Annotated in this window: 15 protein-coding genes; 10 read left to right on the forward strand and 5 right to left on the reverse strand. The window is 58.5% G+C overall.

The window, feature by feature from the left end:
* Positions 1–30: 30 nt before the first annotated feature.
* The 3 genes from DV706_RS21155 to DV706_RS21165 all read left to right on the forward strand — a co-directional run bounded on the left by DV706_RS21155 (position 31) and on the right by DV706_RS21165 (position 4203).
* A complete protein-coding gene (locus tag DV706_RS21155) occupies positions 31–1281 on the forward strand; it encodes a tyrosine-type recombinase/integrase (protein WP_006068076.1) in 1251 nt (416 codons plus the stop codon).
* A 589-nt stretch (positions 1282–1870) separates the two neighbouring features.
* Positions 1871–2998, forward strand: a complete 1128-nt coding sequence (locus tag DV706_RS21160) for an ABC transporter ATP-binding protein (protein WP_006068077.1) — start codon at positions 1871–1873, stop codon at positions 2996–2998.
* Between the two features lie 2 nt (positions 2999–3000).
* Entirely contained in the window at positions 3001–4203 is a 1203-nt protein-coding gene (locus DV706_RS21165; protein WP_049890014.1) for an ABC transporter ATP-binding protein, read from the forward strand.
* A gap of 35 nt (positions 4204–4238) precedes the next feature.
* On the opposite strand, the gene DV706_RS21170 is transcribed toward DV706_RS21165, so the two are convergent.
* From DV706_RS21170 to DV706_RS21180, 3 genes are read right to left on the reverse strand one after another with little or no spacing between them, the layout of a single operon-like run.
* Positions 4239–4685 (reverse strand): DUF3830 family protein, encoded by a 447-nt coding sequence (locus tag DV706_RS21170; protein ID WP_006068079.1) that lies wholly within the window; start codon positions 4683–4685, stop codon positions 4239–4241.
* On the reverse strand, positions 4682–5455 hold the full coding sequence (locus DV706_RS21175; protein ID WP_006068080.1) for an SDR family NAD(P)-dependent oxidoreductase: 774 nt from the start codon (positions 5453–5455) through the stop codon (positions 4682–4684). Before DV706_RS21175 ends, DV706_RS21170 begins: the two co-directional genes overlap by 4 nt.
* A gap of 33 nt (positions 5456–5488) precedes the next feature.
* Positions 5489–6472, reverse strand: coding sequence for an asparaginase (locus DV706_RS21180; protein ID WP_006068081.1), 984 nt, complete (start codon positions 6470–6472; stop codon positions 5489–5491).
* Between the two features lie 154 nt (positions 6473–6626).
* Here DV706_RS21180 and DV706_RS21185 point away from each other — a divergent pair, with 154 nt between their 5' ends.
* On the forward strand, positions 6627–7955 hold the full coding sequence (locus tag DV706_RS21185; RefSeq protein WP_240756962.1) for a spermidine/putrescine ABC transporter substrate-binding protein: 1329 nt from the start codon (positions 6627–6629) through the stop codon (positions 7953–7955).
* 47 nt (positions 7956–8002) lie between these two features.
* On the forward strand, positions 8003–8911 hold the full coding sequence (locus DV706_RS21190; protein WP_006068083.1) for an ABC transporter permease: 909 nt from the start codon (positions 8003–8005) through the stop codon (positions 8909–8911).
* A 123-nt stretch (positions 8912–9034) separates the two neighbouring features.
* Here the strand turns inward: DV706_RS21190 and DV706_RS21195 are convergent, their stop codons facing one another.
* On the reverse strand, positions 9035–10804 hold the full coding sequence (locus tag DV706_RS21195) for a TCP-1/cpn60 chaperonin family protein (RefSeq protein WP_006068084.1): 1770 nt from the start codon (positions 10802–10804) through the stop codon (positions 9035–9037).
* A gap of 169 nt (positions 10805–10973) precedes the next feature.
* On the opposite strand from DV706_RS21195, the gene DV706_RS21200 reads away from it, so the two are divergent.
* Complete coding sequence (locus DV706_RS21200) at positions 10974–11789, forward strand: ABC transporter permease (RefSeq protein ID WP_006068085.1); 816 nt, start codon at positions 10974–10976, stop codon at positions 11787–11789.
* 183 nt (positions 11790–11972) lie between these two features.
* Positions 11973–12734, forward strand: a complete 762-nt coding sequence (locus tag DV706_RS21205; RefSeq protein ID WP_049890015.1) for a polysaccharide deacetylase family protein — start codon at positions 11973–11975, stop codon at positions 12732–12734.
* Positions 12735–12752: 18 nt separating this feature from the next.
* Here DV706_RS21205 and DV706_RS21210 read toward each other — a convergent pair whose 3' ends face one another.
* Positions 12753–13379: an SHOCT domain-containing protein gene (locus tag DV706_RS21210; protein WP_136351025.1), complete on the reverse strand. Its 627-nt coding sequence runs from the start codon at positions 13377–13379 to the stop codon at positions 12753–12755.
* A 267-nt stretch (positions 13380–13646) separates the two neighbouring features.
* Between DV706_RS21210 and DV706_RS21215 the strand changes: the two genes are divergently transcribed.
* The 3 genes from DV706_RS21215 to DV706_RS21225 all read left to right on the forward strand — a co-directional run bounded on the left by DV706_RS21215 (position 13647) and on the right by DV706_RS21225 (position 16470).
* Positions 13647–14213 (forward strand): MaoC family dehydratase, encoded by a 567-nt coding sequence (locus DV706_RS21215; protein WP_049890028.1) that lies wholly within the window; start codon positions 13647–13649, stop codon positions 14211–14213.
* The gene (locus tag DV706_RS21220) at positions 14210–15652 is read left to right on the forward strand and encodes an acetyl-CoA hydrolase/transferase C-terminal domain-containing protein (protein ID WP_006068089.1); all 1443 of its coding nucleotides are present in this window, start codon (positions 14210–14212) and stop codon (positions 15650–15652) included. The genes DV706_RS21215 and DV706_RS21220 overlap by 4 nt, the downstream gene beginning before the upstream one ends.
* Before the next feature lie 80 nt (positions 15653–15732).
* Positions 15733–16470: an aspartate/glutamate racemase family protein gene (locus DV706_RS21225; RefSeq protein ID WP_006068090.1), complete on the forward strand. Its 738-nt coding sequence runs from the start codon at positions 15733–15735 to the stop codon at positions 16468–16470.
* Positions 16471–16513: the final 43 nt, after the last annotated feature.

Below are 16513 nucleotides of genomic sequence, written 5' to 3' on the forward strand. Positions count from 1 at the left end.
ACAGCACAGCGGAGTCGGGGTCTCGAGCCCATGACCGGAGAGTCGGACACGATCCGCTGGTCACACAAATCTTTCGAGGAGTTACAGACGTTCTGGAATACACAGATCGAACCGGCACTGCAACGCGCCGGCCACGATCTCGACGAGCGTCCGACCTATCAGGATCTTCTCGACACCGGCTACGGTGGCATTCAGTACACGCTCCGAGAACACCACGAGATGACGCTCGGAGCATTTCTCGAGACTGTCGGCTACGCTGATGGCCCCAGTGCGGACGGCGGCTATCCGTGGATGATCGATGACGAGACGACGATCGATGAACTCGAGTTGTATCTCGAAAGCCTCGAGCGACGACGCAATCTGGCCGAGTCGACGATCAAGAGCAAGCAGGCCCGGTTGGCGACCTACGCGCGAGTGTACCGGGATCTCCACGGACAGGCAACACTCGTGACTCGAGTCGCTGCTCCTGACGACGAAGCTGATGAGATTCAGCGAGTGCTTGCTGTCTTCGATGAACTCAATCAGGAGTTGGGAAGCGATGAGTCCAAACTTCGGTATCTGAGCGATATTCAGCAGTTCTATGAACATCTCCAACGGCGAGCAAAAGCCAGTTTCAACCCGACTGCATCGATTGCGGCCGAATACGGCTGGACGCGAACGAAAAAGGACAATCAGCCGCTTTCGAGTCAGCAGGTTCGGCGGCTGTACGGCGTCACGGAGACGGCCAGTGAACAACTGCTCGTGCTTGCGCTGTGTGCATGGGGACTCCGTCGGAGCGAAGTAGCCGCGTTGCACGTCTCTCAGCTCGTCCTCGAGGGTGAACAACCACATATCGCGTTCGATGACGATCGAAAGAACGGCCCCGGAACCGTTGCGCTGATCTACGGTGTGCCCGAACTATCCGACCGGATTGACGCGCTCAGCAGTGGGACGCAAGAGTGGAACGGGTATCTGTTCCCCTCGAAAGCGTCCTCGAGCGGCCATATTACGGGCGAAACGGTACAGGCACGGTTCAAGCGACTCGCTGATCGGGCAGCCGTTCGTGTCCGTGGTGAGCAACCGACGTCGAAGATGGGGCGTCGGTTCTGGTATACGACGTATAACCAGGCGATGAACGCGTTGCTCGAGAATCTGGACGTGATCGCCACGGAGCAAGGAAGTGCTGACTCGTCTGTGGTGCTAAAGAGCTATCTCTCGGAAGCTGAGCGACGGGAGTATCGGCGCGAATTCATGCGAGAACGGCTCGCAGATGCGTTCGAGCAGCGACCACAGCCGTCGTGAGTACAGAGCTGTCACGGCATGGCGGCCATGCCAGCTGTCGACTGACGTTAGAATGGACGATTTGCTGACGCTTTCGGGGTGACTGTTGACGAGACAACACATTCGTCAGGAAACGGTGTTGGAATGTGTATCCGTTTGTGAGTGGTGTGTGTTCTGTAGAACCACTTATCATATATTTATAACGATTCCAGCCATTAGTATTGTGCCAAACATACAATAAATAACAGGTACAAAACACAGCTACCAATTCCGCATACGGTGAACAGTAGCCCCTATTTACAGATAAGTAATGTTTAAGCCGAGAGCAGTCGACAAATCACCCGCTATTAGATTGGTTTTGATATTATGTCCACTCCCGAGATCAGCTCAGATTATGAATCCCGTGGGAGCGGCTTGCCTACTATTGTGATATTTTTGAATATCCATATGGGGTAGGTATTTTTATAAACTAATCGTATTTCGGTCAGGGTTGCTGTATCGTGTAGAATGCAGCCAACTCAATCTCAGGTCAGAGAGCCGTCGTGTTCGATGGGGTGTACTGACTGCAGAGCAGGTAAAGCTAAATGCTCGCTACACACAGTGTGCATTGATGACGGCTAGCGCAATTTCGATCGAGTCAGTGACTAAGTCATTTCACACCGAGACGGTCCTCCGAGACATCGAGCTAGAAGTTGAGGATGGCGAGTTCTGTGTCGTTCTCGGGCCGAGTGGCTGCGGGAAGAGTACACTTCTCAAATGTATTGCGGGGTTGATCGAATCGGATGCAGGCACGATCACACTTAGCGGCCGCGACACAGCGAGCATGTCGGTTCAGGATCGGAACCTCGGCTACGTGTTTCAGGAGTTCGAAGAGACGTTGTTCCCGCACAAGACGGTCGCCGAGAACATCGCGTTTGGACTCGAGCAAGGGGAGAAAGAACGCTCGGAGTCGGAGATCGAGACGACGATCGACGAGATGCTGGCGTTGTTAGCGATCGAGGAGACGCGAGATGACCTTCCGGGTTCGCTCTCGGGTGGGCAACAACAGCGCGTTGAGCTAGCGCGTCAGCTAAGCCGTGAATGTGAGGTCATGCTGTTCGATGATCCGCTGGCCGACCTCGACTACAAATTACAAAAGCGAATGGAACTCGAGATGCGGAGCCTCCATTCGACGTTCGAGAGCACGTTCCTCTACATTACGCACAACCAGGACCAAGCGCTCAAACTCGCCGACAAACTAGTCGTGATGAACGAAGGGATGATCGAACAGGTTGGGACACCCGAGACGGTGTATCACAATCCACAGACAGCGTTCGTCTGCCGGTTCGTCGGTGACTCGAACGCACTGGTTACAGACGGGAAACCGACTGCAGTCGACGACGGTGTTATTGAAGTCTCGACTGAAATCGGGCCGATCATGGCAACCGCACAGAACGGGGCCGAAAAAGAGGAGGGCATGGTCATCGTTCGTCCCGAAGCCGTCTCACTTGCCACGGACGACTGCGATGTGACGGTTACTGGTGTCCTCGAGGGACAGACGTACACTGGTGAAACGACCGAGTTTGCGATATCACTCGACGGACTCGACCGGGATTTCTACGTTGTCGCCCCGAACAACCCTGATATCGGGGCTGTTGGTGAATCAATCGAGTTGGGGTGGGATGTTGACGATGCCCTCTACTTCGACAAGCTCAGTGTAACCGATACTGTTACCACCGCCGACCTCATTGACGAATGACAATGTCTGACACAGAATCCTCCGAGGCGGATGCCTCGACAGTCGAACCGTCATTGGAAGACAGCACGCAGGAAGTCGCACTCGACGTCCGTGGGCTGACGAAAATCTACCCCGACGGGACACTTGCCGTCGATGACATCGATTTCAGTATCAACGATGGTGACTTCTGCGTGTTGATCGGTCCCAGCGGCTGTGGGAAGTCGACGACGCTGCACTCGCTTGTCGGCAAAATTCCGGTGACCGAGGGCGAGATACGACTCGGTGGCGAAGAGATCACCGACGCACCCACGTATGAACGCGATATCGGGCTCGTGTTTCAGGACTTTCAGCTGTTTCCACATCTGACCGTCGGAGAAAACATCGAGTACGGACTGCAACGTCTCCAGTTCGACGCGGACGAGCAAGAGAAACGTGTCACCGATATTGTCGAGATGATGCGCCTCGAGCCGCTTATCGACCGCCAACCAGAGGAGCTCTCCGCCGGGCAAAAACAGCGCGTCGCACTCGCTCGGAGTATGGTCCTCGAGCCGAAGCTGCTCCTGCTCGACGAGCCACTGGGGGACATGGATTACAAGCTCCAGAAACACATGGAGCGAGAACTGCTTCGGCTCCACCGCGAGCTCGATACGACGTTCGTCTACGTGACCCACGATCAGACACAGGCGATGCGACTTGCCGACCAGATCGTCGTCATGAATGATGGGAAAGTCGAACAATCCGACTCCGTTGAGCGCGTCTACAACGAGCCGGCGACAGCGTTCGTTTCGGCGTTCGTCGGCGACTCGAACACGTTCACTGGTGAACTAACCGACGTCACCGACGATGGTCGCTACGCGCACATCGATACGCCACTTGGGACGTTTCTTGCGACGACGGCGAACCTGCGATCCGAACCGACAGCGCTCGTCGGTGAGCAGGTCCCCTTCTCGGTCCGTCCACAGTATCTCGAAGTCGATGACGAACTTGACAACAGCGTCGACTGCCAGGTTGACGACGTGATTCATCAACCTGGGTCGGGGACGCAGGTAATTCTCGAGGCGACGACGGCCGACGGAACTGCACACGAACTCCAACTGAAGTCGTTCGACCGAATCGAGCCATCGGAGACCGTCTCCATCGGGTGGAGTGCAGATCACGCGACGTTACTCGAGCAGACCAGCGTTGTCGACGGAATCGACCTCGAGAAAGATATCCTCGGCGAGTAGGCGGCAGGCAGCCGAGTCGCAGCCACCTTCGACTGTCACACTCTGTGTGTGTCCGACGCTTCGATCCGTACTGTAACCGGCTGGACACCGTCTCTGAGTGTTCGTTCTTCCAGTGCGGTTAGTTCCTCACGCGTTGCCTCGAGGGTGCCGATATGGTTCCCAGCGAGTTCGCCGGCCGGGCTTTTGAAACACGTCGGACCACACGCGATCAGAAGTTCCTGTTCGTTCTTGTATCCCGGATACAGTAGCACATCGCCACGAGATGGGTAGACGGTGTGGTTTTCACGGGGAAGATCTGGCAGTTTGACCTCGTCAATGTTGATCCACGTGGCGTGGCCACTCCACCGGACATGCATCAGTTCGGAGGTCAACGGGAGGACCACTTTTAATGCGCGAATCGACTCAGGAGCCTCCGACTCGAGCAGTGGTGCGACGTACGTGTCCTCGCCGACGGTGAGATGCAGTTCACTCACGGCAGTCACCACGCTGTCCAGCCACCATCGACACGCAGTACATGGCCGGTAATGAACTCGCTTTCGTCACTTGCCAGAAACAGGGCGGCGTCTGCAACGTCCTCGGGCAGTCCGAACCGAGGCCACGGCGTCGACTCCTGCCAGTCGGCGAGCAGTTCCGGATCGGTTTCACGCCACTCGGCGTTCTGTGCCGTCTCGATGATCCCCGGTGCGAGCGCGTTGACGTTTATTTCGTCAGCCGCATAGTCGAGCGCCAGCTGCCGGGTCAGATTAGAGACTCCTCCTTTCGACGCACAGTAGGCTGCACTGTTCTCTCCGCCAACCAGCCCATAGATCGATGAGAGGTTGATGATCGTTCCATGGTTGCTCTCTTTGAGCGCTGGAAGGGCGTGCTTGCTCGTGAGAAACAGCCCTCGAAGATTGACGTCCATGATCGCATCATACTCGTCGATGGGTGTCTCGTGGGCTTGATTCTGAAAATAGACCCCCGCGTTGTTGACGAGGATATCCAGTCCACCGAACTCGGTTTCCGCTGTCTCGAGGGCGTCGATGATGTCGGCTTCGTCCGTGACGTCCATCTCGACGAACTCGTAGTCGGCACCGACTTCCTCGAGTTGGTCGAAAACGGACTGTTCGTCCTCGAGTTTTGGCTCACGCCTGACGTCAGCGACGACGACCTCTGCCCCCTCGGCCCCAAATCTCGCTGCAATCGCGTTTCCAATACCTGAACTCGCCCCCGTGACGAGTGCGACACGTCCCGCTAAGCGTCCTTCTGACATTCGGTATCAGCAACCATGGCAGAGGCCAAATAGCTATCGCTCGGGGTCCTCGCCGACGAATAGTCGCTGTCGGTCCGCAAAGTCGTCGGTAAGGGCACAGACGACCGCGAGTTTGATTCGGGCCTTGTGAGCCGGCAGATCGTCGCCGTGGATCGCTCCGTGTGACTGTAAGGTGGTCCCGCCACCACCACCGCCGTACACTGGTGCCGTTGTGCCAGCCTGACACCGTGAGACGACAACAACTGGTGTGTCCGCGGCGACTGCATCGGCGATCCCATCGCCGAGTTCGCTGGTCGTATTGCCGAGTCCAGTTCCGTTGACGATGATCCCGTCGACATCGTCCTCGAGCGCGTGATCGATCTGGCGACGGCCCATATCTGCGCCGCTGGCGACGATTGCGATATCACTCGTCACGGAGCCGACATCGAACGTCGCCGAGTAGCTTCGCGGCTCACGGATAATTCGTACGCCCGATCGGGTCAGCGTGGCAATCGGACCCGTACTCGGTGAGCCAAAGGTCTCGAGTGCGCTCGTGTGCGTCTTCGTAACATCGCGTGCGGCATGGACGTCGTCGTTTGTGGCCACGTACACGCCGTCGTCAAACTGCTCGTGGCTCGCGGCTCTGACTGCTGCGAGCAGGTTTGCTGGGCCGTCCGGACTGGTTTCGTCGGGCCGGCGCTGTGCACCGGTGAAAACGACCGGAATCGCACAGTCGAGCGTGAGGTCAAGAAAGTACGCAGATTCCTCGATCGTATCCGTGCCATGAGTGACGACGACACCGTCCGCGCCAGTAGCTGCGACACGTCGAACGGCTGCGGTGAGTTCCGCCATCGTGTCGAACGTCATATCATAGCTTGGCACCTGCGCGATCTCTTCGACTGTGAGGTTAGCGTGTGTCTCGAGTTCTGGAACGGCCTCGACCAGTTCTGCCCCTCGTTTGCTTGGCGTTGCACCTGCTTCGGAACCTGTACTCGCAATTGTCCCACCCGTGCTGAGGACAGTGATTGTTGGTAGCATATGTTATGATCGTTCTCCGACTGGATATCTCTTTTGTACATGCGGTAGATAGTTAGGAATATTCAACCTATACGCGTTTGAATATAGAAAATCCCCGATTTACGTCTGCATAAGAGGAACGTTTAATACGGCGCAGGGTATGTGACTGCTTGTAATGCCAGACGGTATCAGTAGACGAAACTTTGTGGCGTACGGTGGCGCAGCAGCGGGTGCAGCACTTGCTGGGTGTATTGGTGGCGACGATGGTCCAGCACGACCACTCGAGTGGATTGGGCCAGACTGGGCGGTCAGTGACGAGCAAGCCGAAAAGATGGAAGAGATGTCGGATGTCGAGGTGAACACGACGATTGCGACAATCGGTGACACACAGGCACAACTCCTCGGCGGCGGATCCGAAAATACGGACGTGTTCACGTCGGATACGACCGGCTCTGGGGCACTCACTCGAGATAACCCGGTAACGATTCCGATGCCGGTCGAAGACCTGGAAAACTGGGACGAAGAGCAGATTTCCGACCTGTTTACCGACCCAGCCGAGCGGCTGAGTCATCTCGGCGAGCAAGTCGACACAGTCAACCAAGAGCTGTGGGTCGACGGAGACACCCGCGAAGAGATCCTGTTCTCGCCGTATGCTTACAACTTCGACGCGATGGGGTACAACCCATCGTTTGTCGACGACGTCTCCCTGTGGAGTGCACAGTTCGACGAACAGTACGAGGGAGAGGTCATCGTCGGCGAGACTGCAGCGATCACGATCCCGCAGGCGATCATGCACTTACTCGACAACGACATGATCGACGGCGACATCGGCCAGTTGAACAACCCGACGCAAGACCAACTCGATACGGCGATCGATTTCCTTATTGAGGAGAAAGAAGCTGGGCAGTTCCGGTCGACCTGGGAAGCCTACGGCGAGTCCGTGACGCTGATGGCCGGCGAAGAAGCGGTCATCGGAGACATCTGGCAGCCAGCAGCGATGGACGTCCGCCGAGAAGGGACACCGTGTACCTACGCCACGATGAGCGAAGGCATTCAAGGCTACCGCTACTGGTACGGTGGGATGGCGACACTCGAGGGCGCACGCGAGCGGCAGAACGTCGAGCAGGTCACGTTCCTGTACGATCAGGTCCACCTCGGCGCGTGGTTCCCCGGCTTCGTTCAGGGTCGTGGCTACTCCGTGCCCCACTACGAAAACGAGGAACTCGTCCGCGACGGCTCGGACGACTCGGGCGAGGGAATGGGACCAGAGTACTACGACTGGGCGTACCGCGGCGAGGCCACGTACGAAGAGATCGACGAACCGGCGCTGTTCGATCCGCTCGACTACGACTGGTCGATGGAGGAAGGCTCTCCCGACTCGAACGGCGGCACTCGTGACAGTGGGCCGATCGAAGAACGGATCGACCGCATCGGCTTCTTCCAGATCTGGCCCGAGGAGGCAGACTACATGGTCTCACGCTGGGAGGACTTCCTGGCTGCCTAACTCGAGTATGGTACGACCATCTTCCCGCAGTCAGAAACACGTATCACATGAGTTCTGAACCAAAAACCGGCATATCAGGCCTGTTGAACAGCGACAGGGATGACCTGGTCAACGAAGTGACTGGGCTAATAGCGCCGACCGTACTGTGGTTTGCCGTCTTTCTGTTGCTTCCGTTGCTCGTTATTCTCTACTACAGCTTCCTCACGTATCAGTCGTTCAATGTGGTAAACGAGTTTACGCTCTCGGCGTGGATCGATGGGGTGTTCGGCTCCGGTGCGGTTCGGGGCGCGTTCGTCCGAACGATCGGCGTTGGAATCATCGTGACGATCATCACACTCGCGTTCGGCTACCCGCTCGCGTACTATCTCCGATTCCACACCACGCCGATGGTCGGACTCGTCTTACTGTTGTTCCTCGTCATCCCGTTCTGGACGTCGGAGCTGATCCGAACGTTCGGCTGGTTTCCGATTCTGGGACGAAACGGGATCGTCAACGGGCTGTTGATGAATCTCGGGCTCACCAGTGGGCCGATCGGCTGGCTGCTGTTCTCGTCGTTCTCACAAGCGGTCGGCTATCTGCAAAACTACGTCGTGTTCATGGCGGCACCGATCTACATCTCACTGTCACAGATCGATGAGGGGCTGCTCAACGCATCCGAAACGCTGCGTGGAGACCCGGTTGAGACGTTCAAGAACGTTACGTGGCCGCTAAGCCTCCCCGGTGTCGCGATTGGCTGTATGTTCACGTTCGTGCTGACGATCGGGAACTTCACCGTGCCATCGTTCCTCAGTGGCGGTGCCAACACGGTGCCGACGCTGATCTTCAACCGCTACAGTCAGGGACTCAACTACCCTTCGGCTGCAGCACTCTCGATCACACTGCTCGTCGTGATCTTCGCGTTCGTCTTCCTGCTGTTCAGAGTCGTCGATATCACCGAGATTGCCAGCCAGGACTGAGTTCGAATACTCGACACACTGTTTTTTGACCGGTACAATCACACACACTGCGTGGCGCTGGAACATTCTGTCTGGTTAAACAAAACCATAGACGAAGTTCCCACGCCTATGACGAGAACGGTGTCACTGATGCCAGATCGTATCGTCTCGCTCGTCGAGATACTCCTGGTGGTTCTCCGCATGTTCGTCGTAGATCGCATCTCCCGGATCCGTCGGCTCGTCGGTAAACGTCGCGTCGATCGCATCGTCGACGCGAAGCACGAGCAACGCGACGTCGACGGCATGTCGATAACATCGGAGACGGATCCCTGTCGGATCGAGCAAGCCTGCCTCGAGGACATCATCGACCTGCTTGTCGGGCAAGACAAGTCCCGGAGTGGTGCCGTTCGTTGCGTTCGTCGTCGCCTCTCGAAGGTTCGTTAGCGTCGTCAGCGGATCCATTCCCGCGTTCCGTGCGAGCGTCGACACGAATCGCTCCGTCGCATCGGCAAACGCCTCGAGAGCGAGTTGCTCGCGTCCGTTTGCATCGAGCGCGGCGTCACGCAGCGCGTTCGCGAGCTCGAGTTCGGTCGCCCCACCACCGGGGAGCACTCCCGGGGGCCCTCTGGTGTCTCCGTTCGCCGTCGCAACCGCAGCGACGGCTTTTCTGATCTCCGTTGCTGCCTGTTCGCCAAGCTGGCCGTGAACTCCGTGGAGCAGAAACGTCACGGAGTCCGGATCGAGACACTCGCTGAACACCATCATCCGTCGGCGTTTTCGGCGGTCCTGGCGCTGATCGATGACCTGCTGTTCGACAAGCCCCGCGTAGCCGAGATCAGCCGGTGTCACGTCCGTCGGGTCGATGACTGGTGTTGCACCGGTTGCACTCGCCAACTGTGCGAGTTTGAGGCGGTTGACGCCGCGGATCCCCATGATCCCACGTTCGACGAGCAGTTCCTGATAGGCGTCGGTAATGCCGGTCCTGGTCACGACGACATCGACACCGGCCTCGACGAGGCCATCAACGACCTGTTCGCGGCGACTTACGAACACGTCGTCGAATGCTTCGATTTCATCGGGCGAATCAACGATGATCCGCTCGCCGTCTTGCTGGAAATCTGGATCCTGCAGCCCGCCAGTTTTCCCGTCGTTCGCTTTTCCGCGTTTGAATCCACTGAGCACGAGCACGTTCGCATCCTCGACTCGGCGGGGCATCCGATCGTCACAGATTTCGTTTCGATCGAGCACTGACCCGAAAACGAGCCGCGAATCTGCGATCGATCCCGAGCGGATCTGCCGGACAGCAAGCGTTTCCTCGTCTGGCATCCCGACCTGTCCGGCTGCCTCGACGGCACCCGATGCCCACGCTGCTCGCGCATTCCCAATATCGTTGCCAGTCATGGCCGATCGGGCAACCATCTCCGCAGCAGCAGTCGGCTCCGCAAACGAATCGAGTGGCTTCGAGAGCGACTGCATCGTTTCCTCGACGTGCTCGAGGCCCACGCTGTATCCCTGCTCGATCGTCGTCGGATGAACACCCATCTCGATTAGTCGTTCACCCTCCTCGAGTAGCGCACCAAGTAAAACGACAGTCGTTGCGATCCCGTCTGGGACGATTTCCCCGACGACATCCGTCGTTCCCGGCCGTTCCGGAGCGATAAGCCGACGGATAATCGGCCCCATTGGATGTTCAATTGGGAGTTCCTCGAGGATAGTCGCGCCATCGCTGCTGATCGTATCCACCCGTGTTGGAGGCTCTCCCGGCTCTCGGTCTCCGGATGGTCGACCCGCAATCAGCGTGTCGTGAGATAGTGGGCCGACCGAGCTCTCGAGGACACCAGTTACCGCTCGAGCAGCGACGATGTTTGCGTGTGGAAACTGTAACTCCCCACCAGTTTCGGTTCCGTCTTCCATGTGTAACACTGTCATTCCGACGGGCAGCGAATAAAAACCTATCCACGGATAGCCGCGTTTTCGTCGCTGAGTTAACCATGTTGACACAAGCCATGCGCAGTATCTTTATATGATATGCCACCAGTACTCAGGGTAGATGGCAACAAAGCACTCTTCGGTCGACGCACAGATGGATCAATCTGTGTTAACACGACTCGTTCAGTGGTTCGATATGAAACGCCTGCTGGCAGCGTATTTCATCCTGATTTCGCTGTACATCTACGCCCCGATGATCGCGCTGATTGTCTTTTCGTTCAACGCAGGCGGTATCTCGCCGCCGTATCAAGGGTTTACGTTGGCGTGGTACAGTGAGTTGGCAGGCAATCGGGGCATTCTCATCTCGGTCTGGCGATCGATCCAACTTGCACTCGTTGTGACGGTGATCACGACGATACTGGGCACTGCCGCGGCGCTTGCATATCGCTATGACTTCCGTGGTCGGAAGCTGTTCCTGTATCTGATCGTCCTCGGGATCATCACACCAGGGATCGCGTTCAGCGTCGGTTCGACGCTGTTTCTCAACGAGGTGCTCGGACTCTCGCGGTCGATGTGGCTTGCTCTCCCAGCTCACGTCGTCTGGACGCTCCCGTTTGCCGTCATCGTCTTGCTCGCCGGCTTCCCGCCGAATCTGGCACAGAACGAAGAAGCAGCGCGAGTGATGGGGGCAAGTCGAGTCACCACGTTCCGAGAGATTATCCTGCCACAGATCGCGCCAACCGTTCTCGGTGCAGCCGTCTTCGCGTTTACGCTCTCGTACAACGAAGCCGAACGTGGTCTCCTCCTCGTTGGCCGAGACCGAACCATGCCAATGGAAGTGTTCAGTATCGCCTCTGCAGAACGTGCAACTCCGGAACTGTTCGCCCTCGGGAGCATGACGACGGTGTTTTCGACGATTCTCCTCCTTATTGCCGGTGGCCTCGTCGTCTACGGTGCCAGACAGACCTGACGAAGTCTTGTGACTCGAAAATGCGTTTCCGTGGTTTCTGGTGTGGGTGATACTATCAACCAAACACAAGAAAAGGCTTTTTAGATACCCCTCGAACTCGAATTCGCAATGACGTCCAAAGTATGCCTTACGTACGACTTTGACGCGGTATCGACGTGGCTGTGGTCATATGACTCCTGGGATATGCCAACACGGCATTCTCGAGGTGTGTATGGGGCGAACGTCGGTGCCCCGCGCCTGCTCGACCTCCACGACAAACACGACATCCCTGCGACCTGGTTCATCCCTGGCCACACGATCGACAGCTTCCCAGAGATCAGCGCCGAAGTCTGGGATCGCGGGTACGACATCCAGCACCATGGCTGGAGTCACACCGGTCCCGCAACGTACGACACCAAAGAGGACGAGATGGCGGACGTCGAACGAGCGATCGACTCGATCGTCGATCTCACCGGTCGCAAACCCACCGGCTACCGCTCGCCTGCGTGGGACTACTCGGCGAACACACTCGACATTCTCGACGAAGTCGGCATCGAGTGGGACTCGAGCAAGATGGCTTCCGACTTCGAACCCCACTGGCTCTACGGCGACTGGAGCGCACCCGAGGACGGCCCGTACGACCGCGGTGAACCCACGGATATCGTCGAACTCCCCGTTTCCTGGCAGCGTGACGACTGGCCTGCACTGACGTTTACCTGGGCACGCCCACACCGTATGGGCTACGTGAGCGAGGATTCGCTGTTCCAGCGCTACTACGACCAGTTCGACTGGATGCACGAAAACGTCGACGACGGCGTGTTCATCCTGACTCTGCACCCACAGGTCATCGGGCAGGCCCACCGCATCTCGCGACTCGAAGAGTTGATCGAGCACATGATGGATCACGACGATGTCGAGTTCGAAGAGATGGACGCCGTCGCCTCCGAGTTCCGCGAGAACAACTGATCGATCAGCGGATCACGATCAGATCCGATCCAGCAACTCCCGTTTTTTGGCCTCGAACTCCTGTTCCGTGAGATGTCCCTGCTCGAGTAAGGTCGCCAGCCGCTCGAGTGTCTCGAGCGGATCGTCAACGGGCTGGTCGTCAGCAGGCTGGGCACCGATCTGTTGGCGAAACTGTGTGCAGGCAGCGCTGGCGACGTCGGTTGGGCTTCGACCGACATCGATGTAGTACCGGCTGGCCCCCCGAACGACCAGCCGCTGGTTGCCGTTCGCTGTTTCGAGCGTCACACGCTCTACATCGGTACTGGGAACTGAGCGATACTCGTGATCGGCAGGTGAGTTCCGCTGAACCACGACCAGCAGTCGCTGGCCAGTCACGACCGTCAACAAGTCTCGGCCGTGACTCGCCACTTTTCGGGTGCGACTCTCCTCACGTTGCTTACGGTCGTCGTCGTTGGATTCGGAGTCCATGAGCCGCCCACGAAGGACGTACTGGACATGCTCGTCGCTGTCCAGTTGCTCGAGGAGCAAACGGCGGTCACGCTCGTCAAATTCGAGTCGCTCGAGTGTCTCGGCGGCCGACTCAGAGAAAACATCGCCACGGGATACCGAGGTCTCCTGTCGGCCAGTCTCGTCATCTGGTGCCATACTGGTCAGAAGCCGGGCACGCATATAAATTCCCGAGCGCCACCACGGCTCGTGACACTCGAGAGAACGCCACGTTACAGTTCGTAGCGATAACAGCTATAGCGATTCGACGAGAACGAGTATCACACCCACAGCGCGGAGTGATGCGACCGACGAACTATCGACAGCCAGCGACAGCACAGCGACGACAACACGGCACGCATGGTGTTGATCGCCGTCCGTGACCGAACTGCTAGCGGCTGGCCGATAGCCTCGTCAGAGAAATCCATGACAACAGATGAACACACAGACGGAGAGAACCGCATCGTCGAGGGCTGGCACGGCCGCTACTACGAAGATTTCAGCGTCGGCGATATCTACAAACACCCGTTCGGACGCACCGTCACCGAGACGGACAACGTCTGGATGACGAACGTCACAATGAACCTCAACCCGATGCATTTCAACGAGGCCTACGCAGCCGAGACGGAGTTCGGCGAACGGCTCGTCGACGGCACGTTCGTCATCGCGCTCGCAGTCGGCATGAGCGTCATCGATATCTCGGTCAACGCAACGGCCAACCTCGGCTACGACGACATCAGACATCATGGCCCCGTCTATCACGGTGATACCATCTTCGCCGAAAGCGAGGTCCTGCACAAACGCGAACTCGAGTCCCGCGACCATGTCGGCATCGTCACGACCGAACTCCGGGCGTACAATCAGGACAACGACCTCGTGCTCTCGCTCGAGCGAACGCCGATGGTCCTCAAACGGAGTCACGCCGAGCCCTCGGCCGCACAGCCACCGGGCTGGCCCGAGGGGGTCGGCACGCAGCCGGAGCCCGATCAATGAGCGACAGACTAGAGAGCGCGATCGAACCGGTCGACGCCGAGACGGCCGCCGCACACGTCGACAGCGATGCGGTCGTCGCCGTCAGCGGTTTCGGCGCGGTCGGCTATCCGAAGGCGCTCCCGCTGGCGCTTGCCGACGACGATCGAGCGCTCGAGCTGACGATCATCAGTGGGGGTAGCGTTGGCAAGGAGATCGACACGGCACTCGTCGAATCGGGGGCGGTCGCCCGCCGCTATCCGTATCAGTCGCGGCCCGCAGCTCGAGCAGCGGTCAACGACGGCACGATCGCGTACCAGGATCGGTTCATTTCGGCGGTCGGCGACGAGGTCGCGCTGGGCTCTCTTCCAGAACCCGATATCGCGATCGTCGAAGCGGTCGCCGTCGGCGATGGCTGGTTCGTTCCCTCCCTGTCGATCGGCCACACTGCAGCGTACGTCAGGGCGGCATCGACGCTGATCATCGAAGTCAACAGCTCGATCCCCCGCGAGATCGGCCAGTTTCACGACATCTACGAACGGGCCTTGCCACCGAACCGGAAGCCGATCCCGCTCGAGCACCCAGCGGACCGAATCGGTGAGACGCGAATCCAGTTCGATCCTGACGAGCTCCTCGCCGTCGTCGAGACCGAGACGGCCGACGACCCCTACAGCTTCCGCGAGCCGTCCGCGACCGACCGGGAGATCGCAGCCAATCTGGCGACGTTCCTCGAGGCCGAACTCGAGCGTTGTTCGATCTTCGACGACCGGATCGCGCTGCAGTTCGGCGTTGGCAGCCTTGGCAACGCGCTCATGGGCGCACTGTCGGCGATCGACTTCGGTGAGCGCGACGTCTACTACTACGGCGAGGTGTTCCAGGATGGCTTGCTCGAGATGATCGAAAACGGGACGCTCGAGGGGGCCAGCGCGACGTCGTTTGCGCTCTCTGCTGCAGGCCAGCAGCGACTGTTCGACGACATCGACCAGTACAGCGACTCGGTCGTCCTTCGGACGGCAGCACTCTCCAATAGCCCGGCGCTGATCGATCGCTTCGGCGTCGTTGGGATCAACAGCGCCGTCGAAGTCGACCTCTACGGCCACGCCAACTCGACGCACGTCAGCGGCTCACGCGTCCTGAACGGAGTCGGTGGCAGCGGCGATTTCAACCGCAATTCCCCGCTCACGATTACGACATTGCCCTCGAGACACGGGACAGAGACGTCGTGTCTCGTTCCGATGTGTCCCCACGTCGACCACACGGAACACGACATCTCGGTCGTGATCACCGAACAGGGCGTTGCTGACCTGCGAGGCAGTTCCCCACGCGAGCGCAGCCGGCTGCTCATCGAGCAGTGTGCCCATCCGCAGTTCGTCGACGACCTCGAGACATACCTCGAGCGGAGCGAGGTGAGTGGCGGCCATATCCCGCATCATCTCGAGTCTGCGTTTTCCTGGCAATCCTGACTGCTCGCTGTCATCAGCCTCGAGCCGACCGGAGAAACAGCTTTGCTCGCTCCCGTGAACTTCTCGTCGTGGCGCGAGCTATGAAGATCAAAGCTATCAATCCGAATACGACACTCGAGATGACCGAGAACATCGGTACTGTCGCGAACAAGTACACGAGCGACGAGACTGAGGTCGTCGCCGTCTCGCCCGAGCGTGGCCCGATCAGTATCGAATCGTACTACGACGACTACCTCGCTGTGCCGGGCATTCTCGACGAAATCCTCAAAGCCGAAGACGGCGACGAGGAGTACGACGCGTTCGTCAACTCCTGCTGGGGTGACCCGGGACTCGACGCCTGCCGAGAAGTCACCGAGAAACCGGTCGTCGGCATCGCCGAGGGCTCGATGTACGTCGCGAACATGCTGGGGGCAAGCTTCTCTGTCGTCACGATTCTCCCCCGAGCGCGTGATTTCATCGAGGAAGCCGTCCGAAAGACGGGACTCGAGGGCCACTGCGCGTCGGTCCGCTGTACCGAGCTGACCGTCGTCGAGACTGAAGATACCCGTGACGCAGCAGCAGAGGCGCTCCTCGAAGCAAGCTGGCAGGCGATCGAGGAAGACGATGCCGAAGTGATCTGTCTTGGCTGTGCCGGCATGGGTGGCCTCGACGAACCGCTCGAGGCGGAACTCCCAGTCCCCGTTATCGACAGCGTCGGGGCCGGTGCGGTCCTCGCAGAAGCGCTCGTCAAACTGGGCAAGCAGACGAGTACGATCCGGACGTACAAGCCGCCAGAATCGAAGGAGATCATCGGCTACCCCGACCGCTATCAGCGGTAAACACGGCCTCGAGCGGCGCTGTTCTCAGTAATACTGTGCGACT

This window comes from Natronorubrum bangense, from assembly GCF_004799645.1.
GTDB classification, from domain to species: domain Archaea; phylum Halobacteriota; class Halobacteria; order Halobacteriales; family Natrialbaceae; genus Natronorubrum; species Natronorubrum bangense.

What these genes read in the sequence shown, in the direction of transcription:
- DV706_RS21155 (WP_006068076.1), top strand. Translation starts at nt 31, where the DNA reads ATGACCGGAGAGTCGGACACGATCCGCTGGTCACACAAATCTTTCGAG.
- DV706_RS21160 (WP_006068077.1), top strand. Translation starts at nt 1,871, where the DNA reads ATGACGGCTAGCGCAATTTCGATCGAGTCAGTGACTAAGTCATTTCAC.
- DV706_RS21165 (WP_049890014.1), top strand. Translation starts at nt 3,001, where the DNA reads ATGTCTGACACAGAATCCTCCGAGGCGGATGCCTCGACAGTCGAACCG.
- DV706_RS21175 (WP_006068080.1), bottom strand. Translation starts at nt 5,455, where the DNA reads ATGTCAGAAGGACGCTTAGCGGGACGTGTCGCACTCGTCACGGGGGCG.
- DV706_RS21180 (WP_006068081.1), bottom strand. Translation starts at nt 6,472, where the DNA reads ATGCTACCAACAATCACTGTCCTCAGCACGGGTGGGACAATTGCGAGT.
- DV706_RS21185 (WP_240756962.1), top strand. Translation starts at nt 6,627, where the DNA reads ATGCCAGACGGTATCAGTAGACGAAACTTTGTGGCGTACGGTGGCGCA.
- DV706_RS21190 (WP_006068083.1), top strand. Translation starts at nt 8,003, where the DNA reads ATGAGTTCTGAACCAAAAACCGGCATATCAGGCCTGTTGAACAGCGAC.
- DV706_RS21195 (WP_006068084.1), bottom strand. Translation starts at nt 10,804, where the DNA reads ATGGAAGACGGAACCGAAACTGGTGGGGAGTTACAGTTTCCACACGCA.
- DV706_RS21200 (WP_006068085.1), top strand. Translation starts at nt 10,974, where the DNA reads ATGGATCAATCTGTGTTAACACGACTCGTTCAGTGGTTCGATATGAAA.
- DV706_RS21205 (WP_049890015.1), top strand. Translation starts at nt 11,973, where the DNA reads ATGCCAACACGGCATTCTCGAGGTGTGTATGGGGCGAACGTCGGTGCC.
- DV706_RS21210 (WP_136351025.1), bottom strand. Translation starts at nt 13,379, where the DNA reads ATGGCACCAGATGACGAGACTGGCCGACAGGAGACCTCGGTATCCCGT.
- DV706_RS21215 (WP_049890028.1), top strand. Translation starts at nt 13,647, where the DNA reads ATGACAACAGATGAACACACAGACGGAGAGAACCGCATCGTCGAGGGC.
- DV706_RS21220 (WP_006068089.1), top strand. Translation starts at nt 14,210, where the DNA reads ATGAGCGACAGACTAGAGAGCGCGATCGAACCGGTCGACGCCGAGACG.
- DV706_RS21225 (WP_006068090.1), top strand. Translation starts at nt 15,733, where the DNA reads ATGAAGATCAAAGCTATCAATCCGAATACGACACTCGAGATGACCGAG.